Origin of the sequence: Streptomyces sp. NPDC046925 (assembly GCF_040644915.1) — a bacterium.
Classification (GTDB): domain Bacteria; phylum Actinomycetota; class Actinomycetes; order Streptomycetales; family Streptomycetaceae; genus Streptomyces.
Window position 1 is genome coordinate 249,506 of record NZ_JBEYWZ010000005.1, and the last position, 26,273, is coordinate 275,778.

The window sequence follows — 26,273 nt, forward strand, 5'->3', positions numbered from 1 at the left end:
GGCCCGCGTGCACATCGCCAAACTCTCCTCCGTGCTCGGCAGCAGCAGCCGGGCCCAGCTCGGTTACCTCATAGGCCGGTCGGGCATCCTGAGGCGCCAGAACTGACAGCCGGAGGGACGACGAGATGGCCGGACACCACATCGCCCACGGCGCCGACACACTCTGCGACGCGGGCGCTGCCGTCTATGAGCGCGCCCTGCTCGACGGGCGCATCCCCCGCCACGACGCCGACCCGGCCCCCTGCCTGATCGACCACGGGCTCCTCCACCCCGACATCGACGACGTGAGGTGGCTGCGCGCCACCGCGCCCGCCGTCGCCCTGCCACGGCTCCTGGACGGCATCGAGAAGACCATCGCCGAGGAACGCGACCACGAGGCGCGGCTGGCCAGGGCCTTCGAGCCGCTGGCGGCTCTCGGCAACCACCAAGCGCCGCACTCCGACACCTCCGCAATCACCGTCCTGGATGGCCTTCCCCGTATCACCGACGCCGTCAGCCGGGCGATGGCCGACGCCACGGAGGAAATGCTGACGGTGCGACCGGGCAGCGACCGCACACCCGCACTTCCGCCCACCTCACCGGCCGGCCAACAGTCCATGCTGATTCGGGGCTGCCGACTCCGCAGCCTCTGCCTGCCCCCGACACGTCACCCGCTGCCCGCCCCAGCCCACTACGAGCAGTTCAACGGCGACATCGAGATCCGCACCCTCGACGACGTCGGCGACCACCTGGTCATCCTGGACCGTACGGTGGCGTTCATCCCCGCCCACCGCACCGACGCCGTGGCACTCGAACTCCGCAACCCCGCCGTGGTCGACTTCCTCGTCACGACGTTCGAACGCCTGTGGCACTTGGCCACGCCGCTGCACCCGGCCGCCGCACACCGCCTCCCGAAGGACGGTGTCACCCCCCGCCAACGCGCCATCGCCACCCTGCTCACCGATGGCCTGACCGACGCCGACATCGCCAACCGCCTCGGCATGAACATCCGCACCGCACGCGTCCACATAGCCGCACTCGCCGAAGCCCTCGGCAGCGAAGGCAGGGCCCAACTCGGCTATCTGATTGGACAGTCCGGAATTCTGGAAGCGAACGCGCCGGATTCCGGGGAAAGTGGCCGCTGACTCCACCGACGAGCGGAGCAGTGCTAGCTACCCGCGCCGCGCCCCCGTGATCGCCTCACCGATCGTGAAGCCCTTGGCGGGACCTTCGGGGATCGCGACCTCGGTTCCGTACGGGACCCGGTGGACGCCTACCCAGTCCGCGTTCTCCGGCTGCGGTTCGGTCAGGACGGTGACGGTGCCTTCGCCGTCGTAGTCGTCGATGATCACGTATACGGGGATCTCCGCGCGGGCGTATTCGCGGCGCTTCTTCACCCGGTCCCGGTCCTGGTTGCGCTGCCCTGGAGAAACGACCTCGACTACGAGGCGGACGGCCGCGGCGGTGACTCCCAGGCCGTCGTCGGTCAGGTACCGCTCCCTGTCCTTCGGGCAGACATAGAGGTCAGGAATCCATACCTGCCCTTCATGGATGACGTTTCCGTCGTTGCGCACGACGAAGTCTCCGCCGCGTAGGAACATCACCAGTTCGTCCCGGAGCAAATTGATCGTCTCGGTCTGTGCATAGCGCCCGGTCGGCGACACCTCGATGGCTGTCTCGATAATCTCAGCGCGGTAGCCCTCGGGGAGTTCCATCGCCTTCCATGCCTGCCACAGCACCTCGATGTCCTCGGACAGACCGGTCGCGGACGGGACAGAGTCAGTCCGGGTCTCAGGCATGATCCTGGGCCTCCCAGCAGCAAGAGCGGTCATGGTGGCGCACCTCCTTGCCAGCGTGGGCTTGGCGTCCTTGCGGCACAAGCAACGCGATCACCGTAGGTACGTACATGGGGCCGACCAGGGGAAACGGCGTCCCGCTCACCCGATGCGGTGAGGGCGAATCGGTCCTCCGGGCACGGCCTCTCCCAGTTCGAACCAGACCCCCTTCGCGTACCGCCCCGCCCTGTCCTCCGCGACGCCCCACGTGTCGGCCAGTTCCGCGACGAGGGCCAGCCCTCGTCCCCAGCAGGCGGCCACCCCTGCGGCGGGGTGCGCCACGACCGGCGGGTCCGGGCTCTCGTCGAAGACCGTTACCCGTAGGCGGGTGAGGGTCAGCAGGATGCGGAGCATCGCGGAGCCCTTGGTGTGCAGGTGCACGTTCGTGATGAGTTCCGAGGTGCAGAGGGTCGCCGGCATGACCAGGGGCTCTCTGTCCAAGGTGCGCAGGACGGTGCGTACGAAGTCTCTGCCGACCTTGGGAGCGGTCGCGTCGCCCGGCGTGAACAGGCTGTAGTCGTAAACCAGTTGGGCGTGTCGGTGGGCGATGCGGGGGCGGTCTGAGGGCATGACGGTTGCTCCCGTCGGGAGGGGTGGGGGAAGTGGCGCACGCCCCTTGCCGGGCGATGGCGTTGCCCACGCGCACTTGGGCGGCGCGGTGGGTGCCTTTCGGCTTGTGGGCAGGGGGAGTTGGACGGTTCCAGTGAGTAACTGGTGCGACACTTAGAGTAGGAGCATGAGGCGTCAATTGACAACCTAATCGGGGTCTTTGATGGACCAACTCCCCCGATCGAGGCAGACTTTGGGAACGCCATCAAGGAGACACCCGTGGGACTGCGCACCATCATCAGCGAACGGCAGCGACGGCTCGGCGCCGAGCTCAAACAACTGCGCGAACAGGCAGGTTTCACTGCTGGCGAGGCTGCCGCGCAGGTCGGCATGGGCAGAGGCCAGCTGAGTCAGATCGAGACCGCGAAGACGACCATCCTGACGGAGCGGCTCCGCGAACTCACCGCCGTATATGGCTGCACAGATGGGGCGTACATTAACGCCCTGGTGGAGCTGTCCGAGTCCACGGGCAAAGGCTGGTGGAGCGCCTACAAGAAACGCATGCGGCAGGTCTCGCTCAACTTGGCGGAACTGGAAGCCAGCGCCGTAGAGCTGCGGACGCACCAGTCACTGTTCATTCCCGGCTTGTTCCAGACACCTGAGTACGCGCAGGCCATCTTCGCCAGTCCCAAGCTGGGCTTCGAAAGCATCGAGGGCGCCCTGGACTTCCGGATGGAGCGGCAGCACATCCTCACCAGCGAGGACCCGCCAACCGTCCACGCCGTGATCCACGAGGCTGCCCTGCACATGCGGTTCGGTGGCACCGAGGTAGTTCGTGCGCAGCTACTGAGGCTCATCGAGCTGTCTCGCCTGCCCAACGTGACCATCCAGGTCTATCCGTTCAGCGCGCAGGCGTACGCGGCCTTGAGCGGCAACTTCGTGCACGTCACTCCCAAGGTGCCGCAGTTGTCCACTCTCATCCTGGAGCAAGCCACTGGCCCTCACTACCTCGGTGATCGCGACCAACTGACCTTGTACAGCTCGCTGTTCGAGCGGCTGGCCGAAAACGCCCTCGCCCCCATCGACGTATCGTTGGCCCCCGAAGCACACTCAGTGAAGGACTCGCTGGGCCTCATCCAACACCTGCTCTACACCCTTTAGGAGGCCACGGTGCCTGAGTTGCATTGGCAGAAGTCGTCGTTCAGCGGTGGCCCCGAGGGCGAATGCCTCTACATAGCCACCGCCCCCGACGGCACCATCCGCCTCCGCGAAAGCGACGCCCCGGACACCGTCCTGAGCACCGCCCCCGGCCCCCTCGCCGCCCTCCTGAAGTCCCTCTCCCCGACTGCACGCCCCCGGCGAGCCTAGGCGTCGGCGTGCTCGGTCCAGCGGCGTAGCAGCTCCTCCCGCTTGGCCGCCCCCGGTGACCCGCCCTCGTGGGCGCGGCCCCACTCCGCCATCGCCGCCAGCGTGGTCCACAGGGTGCCCGCGCCCTCCGTCAGGCGGGTCAGGAGGGCTAGGGAGAGGTCGTGTTCCGTCTCGGAGTAGCCCGTTGCCGCTGCCGTGTACACCGTCAGGTCCGTGTCGCCCTCGGCGTCCGTGACCCGCAGTGTCATCGTCGGGGCCTCGTCGCCGCCGCCCAGGCCCAGCGCGAGCACCGCGTCCACCAGGACGCCCACATGGCGCTTCAGGGACCTGAGCGGGACGTCCTCCGCCGTCAGTGCACGCACGTCCTCCCAGGGCCACAGAGCCGCCTGCTTGTCGCCAAGGGCCACCACGCCCTCCTGCGTCAACCGCACCCCCGCCGCCAGACCGGACGGCTTCGCGCCCACGTACACGTCGCCCTCGGCGATCCAGAACAGGCCCACCATGGCCATCCGCAGCTCAACTCCCCCGATGTGCAGCACAAAAGAATGTGAGTAGGGGCCGAGAAGCGGCGTGCGCTTCTCGGCCCCTACTCACATTACTTAAGAGCCACTGCCCCAAGAGCTACTGCTCCGACGTCCTCTTCGGACGCCACACCACCAGCGCGCTCGCCTGCTGCACGTCCTGGTACGGGACGAGGTCACGGCGGTACGACGCGTGGACCGCCGCCTCGCGCTGCTGCATCGCGGCGGCCGCGCCCTCCACGGCGCTGGAGAGTTCGACCACCCTTGCCTGCAGCGCGGCGACCTGGTTCTCCAGCTCGATGATGCGCTTGATGCCGGCGAGGTTGATGCCCTCTTCCTGCGACAACTGCTGCACCGTGCGCAGCAGGTCGATGTCGCGGGCCGAATAGCGCCGGCCGCGGCCCGCCGTGCGGTCCGGCGAGACCAGACCGAGGCGGTCGTACTGGCGCAGGGTCTGCGGGTGGAGGCCGCTCAGCTGGGCGGCCACCGAGATGACGTAGACCGGCGTCTCGTCGGTCAGTTGGTACGGATTTCGACGACGGCCGTCCATCTCATGCTCCCTTCGCGGCCTGGAACAGTTCTGCCCGCGGATCGTCGTCCGCAGTCGCCTTGCGGTAGGACTCCAGGGCTTCCTTCGCCGATTCGGAGAGCGATGTCGGAACCGACACCTCCACCGTCACCAGCAGATCGCCCCGCGAACCGTCCTTGCGGACCGCGCCCTTGCCCCGCGCCCGCATCGTACGGCCGTTGGGAGTGCCCGCAGGCACCTTCAGCGTCACGGCCGGGCCGCCCAGTGTGGGCACCTTGACCTCGCCGCCCAGTGCCGCTTCCGCGAACGTCACCGGAACCGTCACCGTCAGGTTGTCGCCCTTGCGACCGAAGACCTTGTGGGCGTCGACGTGCACGACCACGTACAGGTCGCCAGCCGGACCGCCCCGTTCACCGGGACCGCCCTTACCGCGCAGCCGGATCCGCTGGCCGTCCGAGACGCCCGCCGGAATCCGCACCTGCATCGTGCGGGACGACTTCGCCCTGCCCGAGCCCTTGCAGACCTCGCAGGGGTCCTGGGCGATGAGCCCGCGGCCCTTGCAGTCCACGCAGGGGTCGGTCAGCGAGAATCCGCCGCCGCCTCCCCGCGAGACCTGGCCCGTGCCGACGCAGGTCGGGCACACGCGGGGCGTGCCGTTCTTGTCGCCGGTGCCGGAACAGGCCTTGCAGGGAGCCTGGGAGGACATCCGGAGCGGGACCGTGGCCCCGTCCACCGCCTCCGTGAAGCTCAGCGTGACCTCGGACTCGATGTCCTGGCCGCGCCGGGGCTGCGTACGCGTGCCCGCGCCGCCCGCTCCCGTGCCGCCTCGGTTGAACAGGCCCCCGAAGACGTCACCCAGACCGCCCCCGAAACCGCCGGCACCGGCACTGCCCGCTCCACCACCGCCCGGGGCGCCGCCTCCGAAGAGGTCGCCCAGGTCGAAGTTGAACGAACCGCCGCCGCCCGCGCCCGAGGGACCGGCCCTGAAGCCGCCGTTGCCGAAGAGAGCACGCGCTTCGTCGTACTCCTTGCGCTTCTTGGGGTCGCCGAGGACGTCGTTCGCCTCGGAGATCTCCTTGAAGCGCTCTTCCGCCTTGGTGTTGCCCTTGTTGGCGTCCGGGTGGTTCTCGCGGGCGAGTTTCCGGTACGCCTTCTTGATCTCGGCTTCGGTGGCGTCCTTGGGGACGCCGAGGACCTTGTAGTAGTCCTTCTCGATGAAGTCCTTGGTGCTCACCCTCGACGTCCCTCCTCTCGCTTCACAACAACTCCGTCACGTCAGCCCTCGTCCGGGCCACCGGTCTCCTTGTCCTCCGCCGGCTCGGCGGAGTCCTTGGCAGCAGCGGCCTCGGTGTCCTCGGCGGTGCTCTTGACCGTCTGCGCACCCGGCTGCGGCTCGGCGACGGCCACCCGCGCGGGGCGGATGGTGCGCTCGCCGATGCGATACCCAGGCTGGAGGATCGCGACGCAGGTCGTCTCCGTGACGTCCGGGGCGTACGAGTGCATCAGGGCCTCGTGGATCGTCGGGTCGAAGGGCTCGCCCTCCTTGCCGAACTGCTGGAGGCCCATCTTGGCGACGACCGTCTCGATGGACTCCGCCACCGACTTGAACCCGCCGACCAGCTCGCCGTGTTCCCGGGCGCGGCCGATGTCGTCGAGGCTCGGGAGGAGCTCGCCCAGGAGGTTCGCCGCGGCGATCTCCTTGACGGTGACCTTGTCCCGCTCCACACGACGGCGGTAGTTCTGATACTCCGCCTGGAGCCGCTGGAGGTCCGCCGTGCGCTCGCCGAGCGCCGTGCGCACCTGGTCCAGCTGGGCGATCAGACCGACGTCCTGGGCGGACCGGTCGGACTGACCCGACTGGGCCGACTGACCCGACTGGGCAGATGTCTTGCTTGCGTCCCCGGCCGGGGCCGCCGGGCCCTCCTCGGTGGAGGGCTCGGCGGCCTGCGACGCCGCGTCATCAGGGGTGGCGCCGGAGGGGACGTCAGGCTTCTCGGTGTTGTCACCGAAGCCCGGAGTCTCCTCGGTCATGCGGCGCCGCCCTTCGCGTCACCGGGCTTCTCGTCGTCGACGATCTCGGCGTCGACCACGTCGTCGTCCTTGTCCTTGGACATGTTCGGGGCCTCGGCGCCCTCGGCACCCGGGGCAGCGCCCTCGGCGCCGGCGGCCTGCGCGTCCGCGTACATGGCCTGGCCCAGCTTCTGGGAGACGGCGGCGACCTTCTCGGTGGCCGTGCGGATCTCCGCCGTGTCGTCGCCCTTGAGCTTCTCCTTCAGCTCTTCGACGGCCGACTCGACCTCGGTCTTCACGTCACCGGGGACCTTGTCCGCGTTGTCCGTGAGGAACTTCTCCGTCTGGTAGACGAGCTGCTCGCCCTGGTTGCGGGACTCGGCGGCCTCGCGGCGCTTGTGGTCCTCGTCCGCGTACTGCTCGGCCTCCTGGCGCATGCGGTCGACCTCGTCCTTCGGCAGCGAGGAGCCGCCGGTGACGGTCATCTTCTGCTCCTTGCCCGTGCCCAGGTCCTTCGCGGTCACGTGCATGATGCCGTTGGCGTCGATGTCGAAGGCGACCTCGATCTGCGGGACACCGCGCGGGGCCGGCGGCAGGCCCGTGAGCTCGAACATTCCGAGCTTCTTGTTGTACGCCGCGATCTCGCGCTCGCCCTGGTAGACCTGGATCTGGACGGACGGCTGGTTGTCCTCGGCCGTCGTGAAGATCTCGGAGCGCTTGGTCGGGATCGTGGTGTTGCGCTCGATGAGCTTGGTCATGATCCCTCCCTTGGTCTCGATGCCGAGGGACAGCGGGGTGACGTCGAGGAGCAGGACGTCCTTGACCTCGCCCTTGAGGACACCGGCCTGGAGCGCGGCGCCGATGGCGACGACCTCGTCCGGGTTCACGCCCTTGTTGGCGTCCTGGCCGCCGGTCAGGTCCTTGACGAGCTCGGCGACGGCGGGCATACGGGTCGAGCCACCGACGAGAACGACGTGGTCGATCTCGGAGAGCTGGATGCCCGCGTCCTTGATGACGTTGTGGAACGGCGTCTTGCAGCGCTCCAGAAGGTCGGACGTGAGCTGCTGGAACTGGGCGCGCGTGAGCTTCTCGTCCAGGTGCAGCGGGCCCTCGGCGGACGCCGTGATGTAGGGCAGGTTGATCGAGGTCTCCGTGGAGGAGGACAGCTCGATCTTGGCCTTCTCGGCCGCCTCGCGCAGGCGCTGGAGCGCCATCTTGTCCTTGGAGAGGTCCACGCCGTGGCCGTTGTTGAACTGCTTGACCAGGTAGTCGACGACGCGCTGGTCCCAGTCGTCACCACCGAGGTGGTTGTCGCCGTTCGTGGCCTTCACCTCGACGACGCCGTCGCCGATCTCCAGGAGGGACACGTCGAAGGTGCCGCCACCGAGGTCGAAGACGAGGATCGTCTGGTCGTCCTTGTCGAGGCCGTACGCCAGGGCGGCGGCCGTCGGCTCGTTGACGATGCGCAGGACGTTCAGGCCCGCGATCTCGCCGGCCTCCTTCGTCGCCTGGCGCTCCGAGTCGTTGAAGTACGCCGGGACGGTGATGACCGCGTCGGCCACCTTCTCGCCCAGGTACGACTCGGCGTCGCGCTTCAGCTTCTGCAGGATGAACGCGGAGATCTGCTGGGGGTTGAACCCCTTGTCGTCGATGTCCACCTTCCAGTCAGTGCCCATGTGGCGCTTGACGGAGCGGATGGTCCTGTCGACGTTCGTGACTGCCTGGCGCTTGGCTACCTCGCCGACCAGCACCTCGCCGTTCTTCGCGAAGGCGACGACGGACGGCGTGGTCCTGGCGCCCTCGGCGTTGGTGATGACGGTGGGCTCGCCGCCTTCAAGAACGCTGACGACAGAGTTAGTCGTGCCCAGGTCGATGCCGACCGCACGTGCCATTTCGGTTCCTCCAGATGTAACTCTTGAGTGGATCTGGCTCAAGGATGCATGAGCGCTGCGCTTGCGTCAACAGAAGTGAGTCGGGGGGACTCAACTCTTATCCCGTACTTACGCGCAAGTAGGGGCTTTACCTGCGGGACCGGCTGCCGACTGCGGGTCCGTCTGGGCTGGGCGCGCAGTTCCCCGCGCCCCTTACGGGGCGCGGCGACACCAAGGGTTGCCTGAGCGACGCAGATCACCGCCCTGCTGGCTACAGTGCGGCTGAGTAAGTGGGTAGTCTCAGACGGACTGCATAAGTTACCGCTTAGTAATAGTTCGCCTCGCAGGCCCGAGGAGCCCCCAAATGCAACTCGCCGCGATCATCGTGTCGCTGGTCCTAATCGCGGTCGGCGTCGCGCTGTTCGGCCGTGCCATCGTGCAGATCTACCAGTTCATGCGGCTCGGACAGTCCGTCCCCGCAGGTACCCGCACCGATCAGCCCGTACAGCGCACCGTCACCGTGGCCAGGGAGTTCCTCGGCCACACCCGCATGAACCGCTGGGGCGTCGTCGGCGTCGCGCACTGGTTCGTGGCGGTGGGCTTCTTCTCGCTGCTCCTCACCATCGTCAACGCCATCGGCCAGCTCTTCAAGGCCGACTGGATGCTGCCGATCATCGGTGAGTGGGCCCCGTACAACATGTTCGTCGAGTTCATCGGCACCATGACGGTGGTCGGCATCCTGACGCTGATCGTCATCCGGCAGCTGAGCAAGCCCGACAACAAGCCGGGGCGCAAGTCCCGTTTCGCGGGTTCCAAGAAGGGCCAGGCGTACTTCGTCGAGGCCGTCATCCTCATCGTCGGCGTCTGCATCTTCACGCTGCACGCCCTTGAGGGTGCCCAGCACCACGTGGACGGCTACGAGGCCTCGTTCTTCATCTCGTACCCGTTCGTCTCGTGGTTCGGCGGCATGGATCTCTCCACGCTGCAGAACCTCACGTACTTCTTCGCGATGCTGAAGATCGCCACCTCGTTCATCTGGATGATCGTGGTCGCGCTCAACACCAACATGGGCGTCGCCTGGCACCGCTTCCTCGCCTTCCCGAACATCTGGTTCAAGCGCGAGGCGGACGGCTCCACGACCCTCGGCGAGCTCCAGCCGATGATGTCCGGCGGCAAGCCGATCGACTGGGAGGACCCGGGCGAGGACGACGTCTTCGGCGTCAGCCAGGTCGAGCAGTTCTCCTGGAAGGGGCTCCTCGACTTCAGTACGTGCACCGAGTGCGGCCGCTGCCAGTCGCAGTGCCCCGCCTGGAACACCGGCAAGCCCCTCTCCCCCAAGCTCCTGATCATGTCGCTGCGCGACCACGCGCACGCCAAGGCCCCGTACCTGCTCGCGGGCGGCGGCAAGGACATGGAGGGCAACGAGAAGGCGACCGAGGAGCAGCTCAAGGACGTTCCCGCCGCCGCTCTCGCCGAGGCCGAGCGCCCCCTCATCGGCACCGCCGAGGAGAACGGCGTCATCGACCCCGACGTCCTGTGGTCCTGCACCAGCTGCGGCGCCTGCGTCGAGCAGTGCCCGGTGGACATCGAGCACATCGACCACATCGTCGACATGCGCCGCTACCAGGTGATGATCGAGAGCGCGTTCCCGTCCGAGGCCGGGACGATGCTCAAGAACCTGGAGAAGAAGGGCAACCCCTGGGGTCTGGCCAAGAAGCAGCGTCTTGAGTGGCTCAAGGAGCTCGACTTCGAGGTGCCGGTCGTCGGCAAGGACATCGAGGACCTCACCGAGGTCGAGTACCTCTACTGGGTCGGCTGTGCGGGCTCCCTGGAGGACCGCGCGAAGAAGACCACCAAGGCCTTCGCCGAGCTGCTGCACATGGCGGGCGTCAAGTTCGCGATCATGGGCGGCGACGAGAAGTGCACCGGTGACTCCGCACGCCGTCTGGGCAACGAGCCGCTGTTCCAGCAGCTCGGCCAGGAGAACGTGATGGCGCTGAACATGGCGTTCGGCGAGGAGCTCGACGACGACGGCAAGGTCACGCCCGAGTCGGCCAAGCCGAAGACCGCGAAGAAGATCGTCGCGACCTGCCCGCACTGCCTCAACACGCTCGGCAACGAGTACCCGCAGCTCGGCGGCGACTACGAGGTCATCCACCACACGCAGCTGCTCCAGCACCTCATCGACGAGGGCAAGCTCATCCCGGTGACGCCCGTCGAGGGCCTCATCACCTACCACGACCCGTGCTACCTCGGCCGGCACAACAAGATCTACACGCCCCCGCGCGAGATCATGACCGCCGTCCCCGGCCTGCGCCAGCAGGAGATGCACCGCCACAAGGAGCGCGGCTTCTGCTGCGGTGCCGGTGGCGCGCGGATGTGGATGGAGGAGCGGATCGGCAAGCGCATCAACACGGAGCGGGTCGACGAGGCGCTCAGCCTCAACCCCGACATCGTGTCGACGGCCTGCCCGTTCTGCCTGGTGATGCTGACCGACTCGGTCAACGGCAAGAAGAACGACGGCAAGGCGCAGGAGTCGCTCCAGGTCGTGGACGTCGCGCAGTTGCTGCTCGAATCCGTGAAGACCCCGGCGGACCCCGCCGGTGAGTCCGAGACCGCGGACGAGCCGGAGCCCGAGCCGGTGAAGTAGCGGTCAGCCGCAGTACGTGAGGCCGGTTCCGCCCTGAGGGCGGGACCGGCCTTTCGTGTCCCGCGCGAGGGGGGCATCATGTGCTGGTTGTTGTCGGTCGGGGCAGTCGGGGCGGTCGGGGCGGGTGATGGGCATGCGGAGTGCCGGGATACGTGGCATACGTGGCGTCAGACGCGAGGGCGTCGACGCGGGGCGTACCGGTGTCGTCGCGGGGCGCGGAGATGTCGTAGCGAGGCGCGGTGGTGCTGTCGCGAGGCGCGGTGGTGCTGTCGCGAGGCGCGGTGGTGCTGTCGCGAGGCGCGGTGGTGTCATGGGCACGGCAGCCGTGGTCAGCTGCGCGCTGCTGCTCGCCGGGTGCGGAGGCAGCGACGACGCGGCGAAGCCCGACGCCCGGCACAAGCCCGTCAGCATGGCGGGCAAGGGCGCGGCACAGCTGCCCGTACCGAGCGGCAAGGGCAGCAAGGTCGACGACGACTTCAACGGTGACGGCTCCCCCGATCTCGTACTGGACGACCTGGTGCACGACGGCCAAGGCGACGACGCGGGCATCGGCGTCGTGTACGGATCCGGAAGCGGACTGCGGCCCGGCGCACGGCAGTTGCTGAGCGCAAGGAAGAACGGGGCCCGGACCAAGGGCGAGCTGCCCGCGTCCTTCGAGTCGGAGGCGTCCTGCGACCTCGACGAGGACGGGTACACCGATCTCCTCGTCTCCACCGACCCGCCGTACGACGGTCAGGGCCAGCCCCCGGTGCCGCTGCAGATCCTCTTCGGCTCGCCCGGGGGCCTGGCGGGCAAGGCCGTGAAGGTGCAGGTGCCCAAGCAGTCCCGGATCGGCAACGACTGGTCCGATCAGCCGGTGTGCGGCGACTTCGACGGGGACGGCGCGAACGACCTCGTCCTGCACGCGAGCGGCGCCCGTCTGACCTTCCTGCGCGGCCCGTTCAAGCGGACCGGCGCCCCGCGCGCCGCGGGCAAGCCCCTTGCCGCGCCCGGCAACGACCTCGTCACCGGCAAGGCCGTGGACGTCGACCGCGACGGCTACGACGACCTCCTCGTCCGCAAGGCCGCGAACGCGTCCGGCGCCGCCGCGGGCGCCCTCGTCCTGGGCGGCCCGAAGGGGCCCGCCGAGACCGGGGTGCTCTTCCCGGCGGGCACGGACACCGCGTTCGGGCGCTTCGGCAAGGGCAAGGGCATGGACGCGGCGATCGCGGGCCCGAACGGCGTCGCCCTGCGCTACGACGTGCCGGGCACCCAGCGCGCCGCCATGGAGTCGAAGAACGTGTCCGTGGACACCGGCGACCTCGACGGCGACGGCTTGAGCGAGCTGATCCTGAGCGGCGGCAGCAGCGGGGACGGGGGCGGCACCGGTGAGGTGCGGGTCTTCAGGGGACGTACGACGAGCATCGACCGGAACGCGTCGGCGCTCGTGAACCCCTCCGCCGACGGCACCACGCAGGTGCTCGCCGTCGCGGACTTCGACGGGGACAAGCGGGCCGATCTCGTCCTGCGGACGTCTGACGGCGACGGCAAGGACACGGTGGGGGTGTATCCGGGCCGGAAGGGCGACCTCGTCTCGCGCAAGCCCCGGGTCACTTTCTCCACGGCGGAGTTCCTGGCGCTGGGGGACGGGGTGTAGTTCCGCGCCGGCACGCGCCGGCACAGGGCCAGACGCGGAGGCCCCTCGTTCACCCTGCGGACACCTGGTCGCCCCCGTCGCACAACCATTCGTACGTCCCGCATGTCACACCCCCGGAAGCAATTCCCCACTCCCGGGAGCCTCACGTGCGCGTACGTAACCTGGCCATCACCGCGAGCGTCGCGGCTCTCGCCGCAGCGGGGCTCACGCTGCCGTTCGCGGGCACCGCGAGCGCCGCGTCCACCCTCAAGGACGACTACAACGGGGACGGCTACCGCGACCTCGCGATCGGCAACCCGGCCACCAACTCCGTTACGGTGACCTTCGGTTCGGCCTCCGGCGTCGGGACCGGCCGCGCGGCCACGATCACCCAGGACTCCTCCGGGATACCCGGCGTCACCGAGGCCGAGGACGAGTTCGGCGAGAACATCACCAGCGGCGACGTGAACGACGACGGCTACGCCGACCTCATCGTCGGCGCCCCCGGCGAGAAGGTGACGGGCAAGCCGTCCGGCTCCGTCACCATCGTCTGGGGCGGCTCGCGCGGCCTCACCACGGGCGGCAGGGTCCTGAACGCCCCCGCCGACACCGCGGGCCGCTTCGGCGAGGCCACCACCTGGAACGACCTGGACGACGACGGCTCGCCCCAACTGGCCGTGATCAGCGGCGACAACTGGTTCTACTACTCCGGGGCGGGCGAGAACGGCAAGGTCTACGGCCTCGAAGTCGACTTCCTGCCCGAAGGCGTACGCCTGGACGGCATGGTCGGCGGCAACTTCAAGGTCAAGGACGGCATCGGCTTCGTCCTGTACGGGGAGCGCGCGGACGGAGGCGCGTACACCGCCCACATGAACGGCGGCGCCGGCGACTACGGCTACCAGGCCGAGGTCCTCGGCGAGGGCGCCGACCCGACGGCGACGCGCGACGCGGCCACCGCCGGGGACGTCAACGGCGACGGACGCGACGACCTGATCACCGGCAACTCCTCCGACGGGGCGGGCGGCAAGGGCGGTTCGTTCACCGTGCGGTTCGGCGGCGACCGGAAGTTCGGCGCCCCGGTCACGTACAACCAGGCGAGCGCGGGAGTGCCGGGTGCCGACGAGGCGGGCGACAGCTTCGGTTCGTCCGTCGCCGCGGGTGACGTGACCGGCGACGGCCTCCCGGACCTCGCGGTGGGCGCGCCCGGCGAGACGGTGGGCGACATCGCCGGGGCAGGCAGCGTCACGCTCCTCAAGTCCTCTTCAGGCGCCTTCACTTCGGGCAAGGCCTGGCACCAGGAGACCGCGGGCGTACCCGGTGTCGCCGAGGCGAAAGACAGCTTCGGCTCGTCCGTCCGCCTCAAGGACATCAACAAGAACGGCAAGGCGGACCTGGCGATCGGCGCGACCGGCGAGGACATCGGCACGACGCAGAACGCCGGCGCAGTCTGGCTCCTGCGCGGCACGACCACGGGCCTGACCTCGTCGTACGCAACATCCTTCAACGGCTCGGACTTCGGGGTCGGCGGAAGGGACGCGGACTTCGGCAGAACGCTGCGCTGAGCTGAGCGGTCCCTCTTGGCCCGTGTTCGTCCTTGCTTCCCGCCCACCCGGCGGTCGTTTCAGCCCACCCGGCGGTCGTTTCAGCCCACCCGGCGGTCGTTTTAGCCCGTCCGGCGTTTGAGGACGAACTCGGCGAAGCCGGTGATGAGGGCACGCAAGCCCAAGGCCCTCGCGCCAGCGAGTTTTCGGGAAGGGGCGGGGTTGGGGACTAAAAAAAGCCCAAGCCCCGCCCCCCTCCCGGACCCGCACCAAGCACCACCCCACCAAGCAACCAACCACCCACCCACCCCCAGGAGCAGCACGCATGCCCAAGCACAAGCGCACCCCCTCCCACAGACCCAGCCGCCTGGCCACGGCAACAGCCACCGCCGTGGCCCTCACAGGCGGACTCCTCACCCTCACGGCAACCACCGCAACCACCGCAACCGCGGCCCCCAAAGCCCCCGCCGCCCCCGCCACACAACCGGACGACGCCGACTTCAACGGCGACGGCGCGGCAGACCTCGCCACCTCCGCCCCCCACGCCAACGTGTCCGGCAAGGACAAGGCGGGCCAGGTAGTCGTCACGTACGGCGGCACCCAGCAGCGCCACGTCACTTACAGCCAGAACAGCGCAGGCGTCCCCGGCACCGCCGAGAAGGGCGACATCTTCGGCGCCGACACCGCGTACGGAGACTTCGACAGCGACGGCTACGACGACCTCGCGGTCGGCGCCATCGGCGAGGACGTCGGCAGCGACGCGGACGGCGGCACGGTCCAGGTCCTGTGGGGCTCCCCCAGCGGCCTCTCCGGCGGCTCCACGATCACGGACCCGCGCCCCACCAAGCACGACGGATTCGGCGGCCCCCTCCAGGCGGGTGACTTCGACGGCGACGGCAAGGACGACCTCGCCGTAGCCGCCGCCTCGGGCGCCGCCACCATCGACATCTTCGACGGCGGCATCAAGCGCTCCGGCGCCACCGGCGGCCGCTACTCCGTGCTCCCGCCCATCCACAGCGGCGAAGGCGCGGGCGCCTTCAACCTGCACTCCGGGGACGTCAACGGCGACGGCAAGGACGACCTGCTCGTCGACGGCTACTCCACCGCGGACGACTACAACGCCAACCTCTGGCTGCCCGGCAGCGCGAACGGCGTCACCACGAACGGCGTCCAGCGCCTGCCCGCCGGCTACATCACCGACGTGGGCGACACGGACGGCGACGGCTACGGCGACGTCATCATCGGCCTGACCTGGGACGATGGCATCGACGGCGCCCACAAGGGCGGCACGGTGTACGTCGTCAAGGGCAACGCGAACGGCCCGTACGGCGACAGCCAGGCCATCACCCAGGACACGGCGGGCGTCCCGGGCGGCGGCGAGACCGGCGACTCCTTCGGCGCGGAACTCGACCTCGGCGACATCAACGGCGACGGCCACCTCGACCTGGTCGTGGGCACCCCCGGCGAGAACCTGGACGGCGTCACCGACGCGGGCTCGGTCACCGTCATCTACGGCGCGGCGGACGGCTCAGGCCTCTCCACCAAGGGCGCCGCCCTCTACAGCCAGAACTCGCCCGGCGTCCCCAACTCCAACGAGAAGAACGACTTCTTCGGGCACGACGTCCACATCGACGACCTGAACGGCGACGGCCGGGGCGACGTCATCGCCGGAGCATCGGGCGAGAACGGCTCCAACGGCGCGTTCTACACCCTGACCTCCCACACCGACGGCACCCTCAAGGGCACAACCGGCACCTACACGTCCACGGTCGGCATCTCCTCCAGCGGCACCCCCCGCCTCGGCACCAACTTCGCGGACTGAGCCACCGGTTCACCCCCGAACGCCGGGCCCGCACCCCTCCGTGCGGGCCCGGTCCGCTCGACCGAGCGGCCCGCGATCGATGCCGCCGCGCAACTCCTCGTATCACCTCATATCACCTCGTGAATCCTCGTAACTCCTCTTCTATACGACCGAGTTGGAGACCCCCGTGCCCCTGCGCCCCCGCACTCTGGCCGTCGCCGCCACCGCGACCGCTCTGGCCGCCACCGGCCTCACCCTCCCCTTCGCGGCGGGCGCGAGCGCCGCGCCCGCGCCCGTGTCCGCGCCTTCGTCCGCCGCCGCGCCGCTCACCGCCGACTTCAACGGCGACGGGTACGAGGACCTCTTCGTCGGCCTGCCCAACGGCACCGTCGACGGCAAGGCCAAGGCCGGTTGGGTGAGTGTCGTGTTCGGCGCGAAGAGCGGGGAGCCGCGCAGCGTCCGGCGCATCACGCAGGCCACCGTCGAGGTGCCCGGCACCCCGGAGGCCGGTGACCGGTTCGGGGGTTCCGTCGTCGCCGCGCACGTGGACGACGACCAGTACGCCGACCTCGTGATCGGCGCCCCCGGCGAGGACATCGACGACAAGGCCGACGCCGGTTCCGTCACCGTCCTGTACGGCACCGGCGACGGCTTCGCCGTGGCCAACACCGCGGCCCGCGGCGCCAAGGCGAAGGACGCGTACGGAATCTCCCTCGCCGCCGCCGACTTCACCGGTGACACGGACGTCGACCTGGCCATCGGCGGCAAGGACCAGATCGTCGCCAACTTCAACCCCCTGGCCGCCCGTACCGAACCCGTCATGGGCGACCGTATGGGCGGGCGCGCCCCCGTCATGACGACCGGCGACTTCGACGACGACGGCCGCCCCGAGCTCGCCGCCGCCTTCTACACCCAGAACCAGCCTTACACCCAGTCGCACGTCCAGCTCTTCGCCTACAGCAAGGACGAGTACAAGTTCCACCTCACCTGGAGCAGCGACAACAGCGCCGCGAACGCGCTGGCCGCGGGCGACTTCAACGGCGACGGCCGCGACGACCTCGCCCTCGGCAACTGCCGCGAGATCGCCGACGAGAACATCGACGACCCCTGCGGCCCGGAGGAGCTCGCCAAGGGCGGCGGCATCCACATCCACTACGGGAAGGGCGACGGCCTCGAATGGGAGGGCCAGACCCTCAACCAGGACACCGTCGGCGTTCCCGGCGTCGCCGAAAAGGGTGACGACTTCGGCAACGCCCTCGCCGCCGCCGACATCGACGGCGACGGCAAGGACGACCTGGTCGCGGGCGCCCCCGGCGAGGCCATCGGCAGCGAGTCCCGTGCGGGCAGCGTCACCGTCCTCAAGGGCGGTACGAACGGCATCCTGGATGCCGGGGGCGCGGCCAGCGCGATCGCCTACCAGCAGGATTCCTCCGACATCCCGGGTGTCGCCGAGGCGGGCGACCTCTTCGGCGCCGCCCTCGCCTTCGGCGATCACAACGGCGACGGCGTCCCGGACCTGTCCGTCGCCTCCCCCGGCGAGAACTCCTCGTCCGGCGGTGTCTGGGGCCTGCCCGGCGCCAAGGCGATCGGCAGCAAGGCCATCACCCCGAACTCCATCGGCGCGCCCGCCTCTTCGGATCCGCTGGCGTACGGAGCGGTGCTCGGTCGCTGACCTCGGGGGGGCCGGGGACCTCAGGGGTCTGCGGGAGCCCAGGGGTCTCAGGGACCCCATGGACCCCAGGGACCCTGGGGTAAACCCCTCAGGGTCCCCCTAAGGGTTGTCACAGGTCAGCGGCAAAGCCGCTCTCCTCCCGAGGAGGGACTACCCCGGCCCTCCAGACCAGGTACGTTCGATTCGTGGCTGGATTCAGGATCGGACGCGGCCGGGACAACCGCACCCCGCAAGCACGCCCCCAACAACGACCGCGGCAGGAGCCGTACGGACAGCAGGCCCCCCGGGGCCAGCAGCAGCCGTACGGCTACCCTCAGCCGCCCTCCCAGCAGTACGGCGGTCAGCCGCCCTACGGCCAGGGTCAGGGCGGTGGCCAGGGCGGCGGCCATGGCGGTGGTTACGGCGGGCAGCAGTGGCCGCAGGCCGGCGGCCACCAGGGCAACCACGGCGAGCCGGAGTACTTCGGCGGCGGCCACGGAGACCCGGGGCACGGCGGCCAGGGTCAGGGCGGAGGCCAGGGCGGCTTCGATCCGTACGCCGCCAACAACCCCGGTCACACCCAGGCCTTCTCCGTAGGTGAGGACCCGTACAACCACGGCGACACCTACCGCGCCGGCCAGGCCCCCGCTCCCGTGGGCCCGCGCCTGCACTGGAAGGACCTCCTGCGCGGCATCGTGCTGAGCCCCGGTCCGACCTTCCTCCAGATGCGGGACTACGCGATGTGGGCCCCGGCCCTCATCGTGACGTTCCTCTACGGCCTGCTCGCGATCTTCGGCTTCGACGGCGCCCGCGAGGACGCCATCAACGCGACGATCTCCACGGCCGTCCCGTACGTCCTGACGACCGCGATCGCGATCACGATCAGTGCCTTCATCCTCGGCGTGGTCACCCACACCCTCGCCCGCCAGCTCGGCGGCGACGGCGCCTGGCAGCCGACGGTCGGCCTCTCCATGCTGATCATGTCGATCACGGATGCGCCCCGCGTGATCGTCGCCATGTTCCTCGGCGGCGGCCAGTCCTTCGTCCAGCTGCTCGGCTGGGTGACCTGGGTCGCGGCGGGCGCGCTGCTCACGATGATGGTGAGCAAGTCGCACGACCTGCCGTGGCCGAAGGCGCTCGGCGCGTCGGCCATCCAGCTGCTCGCACTGCTCTCGATCATCAAGCTGGGCACGTTCTGACGCATCCTGCGAGATAGGGGCGGGCCCCGGCGGAGTATCCGCCGGGGCCCGCCCCTATCTCACGTTTCTCACGGCCTATCAGGCGCAGGGCCTATCAGGCGCACGGTCTCTCAGGCGCACGGCCTATCAGGCGTCGAGAACCTGCCCGGCGCGCTTCACGACGGGAGCCTCGACGCTCCACGGGAAGTTGATCCAATCGTCGGTGCGCTTCCAGACGTACTCGCACTTCACGAGCGACTGCGACTTCTCGTAAATGACGGCGCTGCGCACCTCGGCGACATGATCGAGGCAGAAGTCGTGCACGAGCTTCAGCGTCTTGCCGGTGTCGGCGACGTCATCGGCGATGAGCACCTTCTTGTCGGTGAAGTCGATGGCGTTCGGGACGGGCGCGAGCATGACGGGCATCTCGAGCGTGGTCCCGACGCCGGTGTAGAACTCGACGTTCACCAGGTGGATGTTCTTGCAGTCGAGCGCGTACGCGAGCCCGCCCGCGACGAAGACGCCCCCGCGGGCGATGGAGAGCACGACGTCGGGCTGGTAGCCGTCGTCGGCGATCGCCTGCGCGAGCTCGCGCACCGCGCCGCCGAACTTCTCGTACGTAAGGTTCTCGCGCACGTCACTCATGCTGGATGTCACACCTGGGTCCGATGGAAATTGAGGAAGGAACGGGAGGCGGTCGGCCCGCGCTGCCCTTGGTAACGCGATCCGTACCGCTCCGAGCCGTAGGGCGCCTCGGCGGGCGACGTCAGGCGGAACATGCACAGCTGGCCGATCTTCATGCCGGGCCAGAGCTTGATGGGCAGCGTCGCGAGGTTGGAGAGCTCAAGCGTCACGTGCCCGGAGAAACCGGGGTCGATGAACCCGGCCGTGGAATGTGTCACAAGCCCGAGCCGCCCCAGACTGGACTTCCCCTCCAGCCTGCTCGCGAGGTCGTCGGGCAGGCTGATGACCTCGTACGTGGAGGCCAGCACGAACTCGCCGGGGTGCAGGATGAACGGCTCGTCGCCCTCGGGCTCGACGAGCCGCGTCAGGTCGGCCTGCTCCACGGAGGGGTCGATGTGGGGGTAGCGGTGGTTCTCGAACACCCGGAAGTAGCGGTCGAGCCGCACGTCGATGCTTGAGGGCTGCACCATGGATTCGTCGTACGGATCGATCCGCACTCGTCCGGCGTCGATCTCGGCCCGGATGTCCTTGTCTGAGAGAAGCACGCACCGAGGATACGCAGAGCGCGCGGGCCCGCCCCAATCGGACTTCCCCGCGCGCTGCGGTTCTCTGTATTTCCGGCGTTTTCCGCGTTCGCCCGCGTTCCCGGCGTTCCTCCGCGTCCCCCGCGGCTCGCTACCGCCGCATCGCTACCGCTTCTGCGACGCGACCGGCACGGCATGCCGCAATCGGGCGCAGCGTGGACAGCGGATGAGGCGGCCGGGTCCGAGCCGGTCGGCCTTCTGCATCGGGAACGAAGCAGTGCTGAACACGTGCCCTTCGGCACATCGGACGACGGTGCGCTCCATCAAGTCCTCGAGTCCCTTCCCCAAAGCCGTAGTTGAGCTCGTGGCTCGCCGCATGATGCTCGCGTGCGAGGCGACGACGAGAGGCCACATTACGGGACGAATAGGGCGCTCCTGCACGCGGCACTCCGGCTCTTCACCGTACGCCCCAACTCCCGCGCCCCGCAGAGCCATCCAGGCCCCGGACAGCACGAGGGCCCCGGGGCAAAAGCGTCCGGGGCCTGGAATGGGGTAGAGTGTGCGACGTTACGACACCGCCACAGACGGTGTCTTTCGCGGGTGTAGTTTAGTGGTAGAACATCAGCTTCCCAAGCTGAGAGTGCGAGTTCGATTCTCGTCACCCGCTCCACACTTGAGGCCCAGGTCAGCGACCTGGGCCTTTTTGCTGTCCTTGCTGATCACTCGCCGCGTGCCAAATCCGCGCCAGGTGCGCGCCAGAAGGGCCCTCGCGCGGCTGGCCTCCCGGCTGGTCGGCCGAAGCTGCTCGCCGGGCCCGACGAATTGTCGCGTCCACGGCCCTCAGGGTCTTACGTGGCCGGGAGCTGGTACGACAGCACGTATGCGTCCGCCGCCATGACGGTGTCGCAGACCTCCACGGCCCGCCCTTCGGTGTCATATGCGGTGCGGACCAGATGGATCACGGGCACGCCAGGAGCCAGCCGGAGCGTCTTCACTTCCGAGGGCGCGGGCATCCGGGCCCGGATCTCTTCCTCGAAGTGGTCGAGGTGATGCCCCAGCTCTTCGAGGCGGGCGTAGATACCACCGGGGCCGGGGTTGGGTTCGGCGATCTGCGTACCGCGCGCGATGTCGAGCGGGAGGTAGGAGGTGGCGAACTCGACCGGCCGCCCGTCGAGCAGATACCGACGCCGACGAGCCAGCACGCGCCGCACCGACCCGAGCCGGGTGGAAATGTCCTGCGTGGCCTTCTCTTCCTTGACCTCCAGGCTGTCGACCTGCGGATGCCCGCCCGCAGCGTCGGCCTCAACGATGAAGGCGGACTTGCCCTGATCACGGTGACGCCGGGCGAAGCGGTCGGAGGCCAGACGCCGGACGGGCGACCGGGGCCGCACGAATACGCCTCTTCCATGCTCGGCATGGACCAGGCCCTCACCCGTGAGAACCGAGAAGGAGTTCCGAACAGTCATCCGGGAGACGCCGTAATGCTCGACGAGTTCGGCTTCGGAGGGCAGCTTTTCGCCCTCCTTGAATCGCCCACGGCCGATGGCCTCGCGCAGCTGGTCGGCGATCTGCCGGAAGACCGCACGATCGCTCATGGGGTCGAGATCGCCGAGCAGGCTCGGGAGTGACGTCACGCGTACTCCTTTAGATATCTAGACGAGTGGGCGAGTGTTGTTGCTACGGTGGAAAGCCTAGCCATCCGGGAGGGCCGAGGACCTTGAGCACTGACCGTCCGCACTCCGTGAGCGTCGCCGGAGTCATTGTCGACGACCAGGGCCGGGCCCTTCTGATCAAGCGCCGCGACAACGGCCACTGGGAGCCCCCGGGCGGCGTCCTCGAACGAGAGGAAACCATCCCCGAGGCACTGCAACGCGAAGTCCTCGAAGAAACCGGCATCAAGATCGCACTTCCTGCGACCCTCACCGGCATCTACAAGAACATGACGGGCTTGATCGTCTCCATGGTCTTCCGCTGCGAGGCCGCCGACGGCACGCCCACTACCGGCGACGAGACCCGAGCTCTGCGCTGGGCCACCCGCGACGAAGTCACCGAACTCGCCGACGAGGCATACGCGATCCGCGTCCTGGACGCACTCGACGCGGCTTCCCCGCCGGCCATCCGCGCCCACGACGGCGTCAAACTCGTCTAGCCCGAACCCGCTGCACATGGCGGCCTACCAGCACGAAGGAACTTGTATGCACGAGTATACGAGAACTATCCGAGTCTGGGGCCTCACTTGCCCAGGTTTCCCTGAAGAGGTCAGCCGGGCCCGTCGCTGGACGAGAGACATCCTGCGGGGGCCGCTGGCTGACGACGCCGAACTGATCGTGAGCGAGCTGAGCGCCAACGCGATCCTGCATACGGCCAGCGGACACCAGTCGGACAGCTTCTACCTGACCATCGCGGTAGCGCCGCAGGTGATCACGCTGTCGGTCACGGACGACGGAGGCACGGGCACTGCCCCGAAGGTCGAGCACCAAGACGAGGAGGCGGAACACGGCCGGGGCCTGGACATGGTCAGCGCGATCGCGCACAAGGTCGTCGTCCACGAGAGCGACGAGGGCCACACGGTGACCGCGGCGCTCTACACGGGCGCCGGCCTGGGGGCCAACCGTGCGGATGAGTAGGCCCCGCCGCGGCTACTGGTGCGAGTGCTGGACGGAGACGACCACCGAGCAACAGCAGCGGTCCGGGTCGCAGTTACGAGGATCGTTCGACGCCTACTCGGCACAGCAGGCCGACAGGTGGGTGGCGATCGCACTCCGCACCATCACACCGGCACTGGACGCCGAGGCCGCGGATGAAGCGTGGTCGTGGCTGGACGAGGGCCGCATCCACACCCGCATAGAGCTCCTCCGCATGCAGCCGTGCACGATTTCCGTGACGCACGCAGACACCCGAATCACCTGGACGATCCGCCCGGTACTCTTCCTGCCTCTCGCCCGCCACCAGGCCGCGGAACTCCCACCGTGCGCATACGACTTGAAGCCCCAGCAGACGGACTGAGTTACAACTTTCTCTACTGGTTCAAGGCGGCTCGCTCCGCTCCCCGCGCGCGGCCCGGCTCCCTGGGCCGCCGCTCCTGTCTCCGCCCCGCTCCGGCCCGGTCCACCAGGCCGCGCGACAAGAGCTGGCGGCCAACTGGCCTCAGAGAAGGGGTACATCGTGGCTGGGGCGGTCGGCTCCACGGCTTTACGCAGCCACTTTGGGGCGAGCCTCTAAGATCATGGCCCCAACGTCGTGCTTTAACGGGCAGGTCCACAGACTGCCCGACTCGCCGGAAGCTTAAGGGGCCATGATCACTCGCCCCAAAGCAGCTCCAGCCCAAAGCCGCTCCGCCGACCGCGTATGTTTCTTCCCCTCGAACTCCCAAGGAGTCCGGAATAAGCGCGTCCCAGCGGGCGCACTGTTCGACTGTCAAGCCAGCACATCGCGAGTGAGGATTCACCCCGTGACCGTGAGCAGGAAAATCCCTGAACCTATCAAGCGTCAAGTTCGGCAAAGGTGTGGTTTCGGCTGTGTAATTTGCGGACTCCCACTGTACGAATATGAACACATGACCGAATGGGCGAAGACAAAGAAGCACAACGCTGAAGAGATCACACTTCTCTGCCCAACTCATCACAGCGAGAAGACCAGGGGGCTTCTGCCCGTATCCGATGTCGTCTCGGCTGACAAGAATCCTCACAATAAAAAATTCGGAATCTCCAAGAACCTACCGTTGAGGTATTCCGGAAACTCATGCCTGATCAATATGGGAACGAATCGATTCGTCTCGAACTTCGAGCACGATACTCTGGTAACCCCACTAGCCGTTAGAGATTACCCCGTATTCCAAGTCAAAAAGGAAGACGAGCAAATTCTGCTCACTCTTCGCGTTTTCGATCGCGATGGAAATCCCCTCGTCGACATCGAAGAAAACGAGCTGGTATTCTCTGCCAGCACGTGGGACATCGAACTGGTCGGGAAAAGGCTGACAATTCGTGGCGGCCTACGCAAAATCCTGGCAGAGATGGAATTCCACACACCAAGTGCCATCGTGATCACGCGAGGAATTTTCTGCCATGATGGATTCCAAGTTGAAGTTCATCCTGACCACATCTACCTGGAAAGGTATCAAACTCGGATTTCAGGAAATGTGACACACCAATACAGTGGAGGATTTTCATTCTCCTAGCACTGCTCCAGGATGAGACTACACTCTGCGCACCGGAACTCCGGCCTGCGTTAGGAGTTCGAGCGTGGTGTGGGAACCTTCTCTCCCGTGATAAGCATCGAGGTCAAACTGGCTTTTTTTAAAGGTGATAGCCCCACCAAATACGTCCGTCACTGTAATGCGATACTCCTTGATCACTGCGCTAGGAGCCAACCCAGGAACTACGTAATAGATGAATCCCATCAGCGGCGCCCCATGATTCACCGCGCGTGGAGGCCAGTCAACCAAATGGCTGTAATCTAGACTCGCGGCATAACCGCTGAACCTTAGCTCAGGTAACGTAGTCTGGTAGTTTTGCATTCTTTTCCCTTTTAGCCACACTCCTCCTGTTGACACCTCAAGTTCAAAATGAAGCGGATGTATGGGGTGGGATGACGCGTTGGTGAGTATTACGTGCAGACCTATAGCATCTCCGCACATCTCACCAACTACATTCATAGCGACTTCCTGCCTCCACCCCATCGTTATTAAACCGGCCATCTTCGGCTTAGGGCGGTTCGCCCGCCAGGCGGCATACCCGGCTAGTAGCGAAATGAGAGCAGCGAAAATCGCTACAATCAGACTAGCCAATTCCATTCGAAAGCCCCTCTAATTCACACGCTGCCATCAACGGATGACGAGGCCCGGCGTAAACGCCTCACCTTTCCGCACGCCAACCTGTACCGCGCATTCCCCCAAGGTGTCGATGCGTGATCGACTACCGTCGCCGGGTCCGCACATATCGCCATGGCACCTAGGCGGTCACCGGCCCGGCTTCCATTGCGTGTCAAGGATGGCAGCGTGTACGGCAGCGACGATCAGAGTGATTGCCAGAACGAGCCCCTCCCAGTTCTTCGAGTTACCGAGGATCGTCGCGACAATGACCGAGCCATAGATGATGACCGCGTAGATCGCTGGCACGGCCATGCTGACGACACGCTTCTTAGCCGCAATGAAGAACAGTGGCGGCGCCAGAAGGCCAGCCGACACCACGATCGCAGCGACCCAGATCACCTTGTGCAGGGTCTTCGCGTACATGCGGGCGTGGATAGGCGCGTTGAGGTGCGAACTGCTCACGGTCCCCCCTTGCTTCGACCAGGCCCCAAGTGTGACCTACCACACACCACAGTGAGAAGTGCTGCGGAGAAACCAGATACGACGGGTCATCACTTCACACCTCGCCAAGAGCGCGGCAACCAAAGGCGTTCACAACCGAAGGCATGATGGGCATCGTCGAGACGGGCAGGCGCCGGGCGCGGGAAACAGTCGGGCACTGCGTCCCACTCGGAGAGCGGCACCTTCTCAGCCCTCGGCTCATTCGGACCCGTTCAAGGCCATACGGGAGAGGCCCCGTCCAGTCCGCAGGTTGGGCAGCTGGCCACCCACGAACGTAGGGTGAACGACCCCGTACGCAGCCCACAACACACCGCCGCAGATAGGGAACGGCACCAGCTCCTCTGAGAGTAGACGTGCCATACCCGTGCCAGACCTTGCGGGGAACCACGGGGAACACCGGGTGCCAACCCGACGAGCGGTCCGGCGCCGACATCGGCTCCGCCCCAGGTCAGCCGAGCAACCGCCCGTAGATCACCTCAGCTTCCCAAGCTGAGAGTGCGAGTTCGATTCTCGTCACCCGCTCCATAGAAACCTCCAGGTCATGGACCCGGGGGTTCTTTGTTGTCTGGACCGGCGGGCAGCCACCGCACCACTAGGTCGCGGGGTCGTCCGCCCCGGGCTCCTGCCCCGGCTCCGCTCCGGGCGACGCTCCTGCC

Annotated in this window: 25 protein-coding genes and 1 tRNA gene; 14 read left to right on the forward strand and 12 right to left on the reverse strand. The window is 67.6% G+C overall.

Annotated features, from left to right (window positions below; genetic code table 11):
• The first annotated feature begins 125 nt into the window (after positions 1-125).
• Positions 126-1,124, forward strand: coding sequence for a helix-turn-helix transcriptional regulator (locus ABZ906_RS22595; RefSeq protein ID WP_361385257.1), 999 nt, complete (start codon positions 126-128; stop codon positions 1,122-1,124).
• A gap of 27 nt (positions 1,125-1,151) precedes the next feature.
• On the opposite strand, the gene ABZ906_RS22600 is transcribed toward ABZ906_RS22595, so the two are convergent.
• Both ABZ906_RS22600 and ABZ906_RS22605 read right to left on the reverse strand, forming a co-directional pair.
• Positions 1,152-1,811, reverse strand: a complete 660-nt coding sequence (locus tag ABZ906_RS22600) for a Uma2 family endonuclease (protein WP_361385260.1) — start codon at positions 1,809-1,811, stop codon at positions 1,152-1,154.
• A gap of 105 nt (positions 1,812-1,916) precedes the next feature.
• A complete protein-coding gene (locus ABZ906_RS22605; RefSeq protein ID WP_361385263.1) occupies positions 1,917-2,384 on the reverse strand; it encodes an ATP-binding protein in 468 nt (155 codons plus the stop codon).
• Between the two features lie 258 nt (positions 2,385-2,642).
• On the opposite strand from ABZ906_RS22605, the gene ABZ906_RS22610 reads away from it, so the two are divergent.
• A complete protein-coding gene (locus ABZ906_RS22610) occupies positions 2,643-3,524 on the forward strand; it encodes a helix-turn-helix transcriptional regulator (RefSeq protein WP_361385266.1) in 882 nt (293 codons plus the stop codon).
• Positions 3,525-3,533: 9 nt separating this feature from the next.
• Positions 3,534-3,731, forward strand: a complete 198-nt coding sequence (locus tag ABZ906_RS22615) for a DUF397 domain-containing protein (protein ID WP_361385269.1) — start codon at positions 3,534-3,536, stop codon at positions 3,729-3,731.
• Here ABZ906_RS22615 and ABZ906_RS22620 read toward each other — a convergent pair.
• From ABZ906_RS22620 to dnaK, 5 genes are all read right to left on the reverse strand, one after another.
• Positions 3,728-4,270: a hypothetical protein gene (locus tag ABZ906_RS22620; RefSeq protein WP_361385272.1), complete on the reverse strand. Its 543-nt coding sequence runs from the start codon at positions 4,268-4,270 to the stop codon at positions 3,728-3,730. The genes ABZ906_RS22615 and ABZ906_RS22620 overlap by 4 nt on opposite strands.
• Positions 4,271-4,352: 82 nt before the next feature.
• Positions 4,353-4,802, reverse strand: coding sequence for a helix-turn-helix domain-containing protein (locus ABZ906_RS22625; RefSeq protein WP_361190737.1), 450 nt, complete (start codon positions 4,800-4,802; stop codon positions 4,353-4,355).
• 1 nt (position 4,803) lies between these two features.
• Complete coding sequence (dnaJ, locus tag ABZ906_RS22630; protein ID WP_361190734.1) at positions 4,804-6,015, reverse strand: molecular chaperone DnaJ; 1,212 nt, start codon at positions 6,013-6,015, stop codon at positions 4,804-4,806.
• 41 nt (positions 6,016-6,056) lie between these two features.
• Positions 6,057-6,812, reverse strand: a complete 756-nt coding sequence (gene grpE, locus ABZ906_RS22635) for a nucleotide exchange factor GrpE (RefSeq protein WP_361190731.1) — start codon at positions 6,810-6,812, stop codon at positions 6,057-6,059.
• Positions 6,809-8,683, reverse strand: a complete 1,875-nt coding sequence (dnaK, locus tag ABZ906_RS22640) for a molecular chaperone DnaK (protein WP_361190728.1) — start codon at positions 8,681-8,683, stop codon at positions 6,809-6,811. Before dnaK ends, grpE begins: the two co-directional genes overlap by 4 nt.
• 343 nt (positions 8,684-9,026) lie before the next feature.
• Between dnaK and ABZ906_RS22645 the strand changes: the two genes are divergently transcribed.
• The 6 genes from ABZ906_RS22645 (at position 9,027) to ABZ906_RS22670 (ending at position 19,119) form a co-directional block, all read left to right on the forward strand.
• Positions 9,027-11,312, forward strand: coding sequence for a (Fe-S)-binding protein (locus ABZ906_RS22645; RefSeq protein WP_361190726.1), 2,286 nt, complete (start codon positions 9,027-9,029; stop codon positions 11,310-11,312).
• 310 nt (positions 11,313-11,622) lie between these two features.
• Positions 11,623-12,948: a VCBS repeat-containing protein gene (locus ABZ906_RS22650; protein WP_361385275.1), complete on the forward strand. Its 1,326-nt coding sequence runs from the start codon at positions 11,623-11,625 to the stop codon at positions 12,946-12,948.
• Positions 12,949-13,094: 146 nt separating this feature from the next.
• Complete coding sequence (locus tag ABZ906_RS22655; RefSeq protein ID WP_361385278.1) at positions 13,095-14,489, forward strand: hypothetical protein; 1,395 nt, start codon at positions 13,095-13,097, stop codon at positions 14,487-14,489.
• 304 nt (positions 14,490-14,793) lie between these two features.
• Complete coding sequence (locus ABZ906_RS22660; protein ID WP_361385281.1) at positions 14,794-16,290, forward strand: FG-GAP repeat protein; 1,497 nt, start codon at positions 14,794-14,796, stop codon at positions 16,288-16,290.
• A 166-nt stretch (positions 16,291-16,456) separates the two neighbouring features.
• A complete protein-coding gene (locus ABZ906_RS22665) occupies positions 16,457-17,941 on the forward strand; it encodes an FG-GAP-like repeat-containing protein (protein WP_361385283.1) in 1,485 nt (494 codons plus the stop codon).
• A 185-nt stretch (positions 17,942-18,126) separates the two neighbouring features.
• The gene (locus tag ABZ906_RS22670) at positions 18,127-19,119 is read left to right on the forward strand and encodes a Yip1 family protein (protein ID WP_361190714.1); all 993 of its coding nucleotides are present in this window, start codon (positions 18,127-18,129) and stop codon (positions 19,117-19,119) included.
• Between the two features lie 126 nt (positions 19,120-19,245).
• Here the strand turns inward: ABZ906_RS22670 and ABZ906_RS22675 are convergent, their stop codons facing one another.
• Positions 19,246-19,743 (reverse strand): phosphoribosyltransferase, encoded by a 498-nt coding sequence (locus tag ABZ906_RS22675; RefSeq protein ID WP_361190712.1) that lies wholly within the window; start codon positions 19,741-19,743, stop codon positions 19,246-19,248.
• Between the two features lie 8 nt (positions 19,744-19,751).
• A complete protein-coding gene (gene dcd, locus ABZ906_RS22680; RefSeq protein WP_030682615.1) occupies positions 19,752-20,327 on the reverse strand; it encodes a dCTP deaminase in 576 nt (191 codons plus the stop codon).
• Between the two features lie 575 nt (positions 20,328-20,902).
• Here dcd and ABZ906_RS22685 point away from each other — a divergent pair.
• Positions 20,903-20,976, forward strand: a tRNA-Gly gene (locus ABZ906_RS22685).
• A gap of 178 nt (positions 20,977-21,154) precedes the next feature.
• Here ABZ906_RS22685 and ABZ906_RS22690 read toward each other — a convergent pair.
• Positions 21,155-21,940 (reverse strand): GntR family transcriptional regulator, encoded by a 786-nt coding sequence (locus ABZ906_RS22690; protein WP_361385286.1) that lies wholly within the window; start codon positions 21,938-21,940, stop codon positions 21,155-21,157.
• 107 nt (positions 21,941-22,047) lie between these two features.
• Between ABZ906_RS22690 and ABZ906_RS22695 the strand changes: the two genes are divergently transcribed.
• From ABZ906_RS22695 to ABZ906_RS22710, 4 genes are all read left to right on the forward strand, one after another.
• Positions 22,048-22,455, forward strand: coding sequence for an NUDIX hydrolase (locus ABZ906_RS22695; protein WP_361385854.1), 408 nt, complete (start codon positions 22,048-22,050; stop codon positions 22,453-22,455).
• Between the two features lie 46 nt (positions 22,456-22,501).
• A complete protein-coding gene (locus ABZ906_RS22700; protein WP_361385289.1) occupies positions 22,502-22,933 on the forward strand; it encodes an ATP-binding protein in 432 nt (143 codons plus the stop codon).
• Positions 22,926-23,312: a hypothetical protein gene (locus tag ABZ906_RS22705; RefSeq protein WP_361385292.1), complete on the forward strand. Its 387-nt coding sequence runs from the start codon at positions 22,926-22,928 to the stop codon at positions 23,310-23,312. The genes ABZ906_RS22700 and ABZ906_RS22705 overlap by 8 nt, the downstream gene beginning before the upstream one ends.
• A 550-nt stretch (positions 23,313-23,862) precedes the next feature.
• Positions 23,863-24,483, forward strand: coding sequence for a hypothetical protein (locus ABZ906_RS22710; protein ID WP_361385295.1), 621 nt, complete (start codon positions 23,863-23,865; stop codon positions 24,481-24,483).
• An 18-nt stretch (positions 24,484-24,501) separates the two neighbouring features.
• Here the strand turns inward: ABZ906_RS22710 and ABZ906_RS22715 are convergent, their stop codons facing one another.
• Entirely contained in the window at positions 24,502-25,098 is a 597-nt protein-coding gene (locus tag ABZ906_RS22715; RefSeq protein WP_361385298.1) for a hypothetical protein, read from the reverse strand.
• Between the two features lie 165 nt (positions 25,099-25,263).
• The gene (locus tag ABZ906_RS22720; RefSeq protein ID WP_361385301.1) at positions 25,264-25,578 is read right to left on the reverse strand and encodes a hypothetical protein; all 315 of its coding nucleotides are present in this window, start codon (positions 25,576-25,578) and stop codon (positions 25,264-25,266) included.
• Positions 25,579-26,273: the final 695 nt, after the last annotated feature.

Excerpts from the sequence above, each read along its gene's own strand:
- ABZ906_RS22700 (WP_361385289.1), top strand. The coding sequence starts at position 22,502 with ATGCACGAGTATACGAGAACTATCCGAGTCTGGGGCCTCACTTGCCCA.
- ABZ906_RS22675 (WP_361190712.1), bottom strand. The coding sequence starts at position 19,743 with ATGAGTGACGTGCGCGAGAACCTTACGTACGAGAAGTTCGGCGGCGCG.
- ABZ906_RS22605 (WP_361385263.1), bottom strand. The coding sequence starts at position 2,384 with ATGCCCTCAGACCGCCCCCGCATCGCCCACCGACACGCCCAACTGGTT.
- ABZ906_RS22715 (WP_361385298.1), bottom strand. The coding sequence starts at position 25,098 with ATGGAATTGGCTAGTCTGATTGTAGCGATTTTCGCTGCTCTCATTTCG.
- dnaK (WP_361190728.1), bottom strand. The coding sequence starts at position 8,683 with ATGGCACGTGCGGTCGGCATCGACCTGGGCACGACTAACTCTGTCGTC.
- ABZ906_RS22595 (WP_361385257.1), top strand. The coding sequence starts at position 126 with ATGGCCGGACACCACATCGCCCACGGCGCCGACACACTCTGCGACGCG.
- ABZ906_RS22645 (WP_361190726.1), top strand. The coding sequence starts at position 9,027 with ATGCAACTCGCCGCGATCATCGTGTCGCTGGTCCTAATCGCGGTCGGC.
- ABZ906_RS22650 (WP_361385275.1), top strand. The coding sequence starts at position 11,623 with ATGGGCACGGCAGCCGTGGTCAGCTGCGCGCTGCTGCTCGCCGGGTGC.
- ABZ906_RS22705 (WP_361385292.1), top strand. The coding sequence starts at position 22,926 with ATGAGTAGGCCCCGCCGCGGCTACTGGTGCGAGTGCTGGACGGAGACG.
- ABZ906_RS22710 (WP_361385295.1), top strand. The coding sequence starts at position 23,863 with ATGACCGAATGGGCGAAGACAAAGAAGCACAACGCTGAAGAGATCACA.
- ABZ906_RS22600 (WP_361385260.1), bottom strand. The coding sequence starts at position 1,811 with ATGACCGCTCTTGCTGCTGGGAGGCCCAGGATCATGCCTGAGACCCGG.
- ABZ906_RS22660 (WP_361385281.1), top strand. The coding sequence starts at position 14,794 with ATGCCCAAGCACAAGCGCACCCCCTCCCACAGACCCAGCCGCCTGGCC.
- ABZ906_RS22625 (WP_361190737.1), bottom strand. The coding sequence starts at position 4,802 with ATGGACGGCCGTCGTCGAAATCCGTACCAACTGACCGACGAGACGCCG.
- grpE (WP_361190731.1), bottom strand. The coding sequence starts at position 6,812 with ATGACCGAGGAGACTCCGGGCTTCGGTGACAACACCGAGAAGCCTGAC.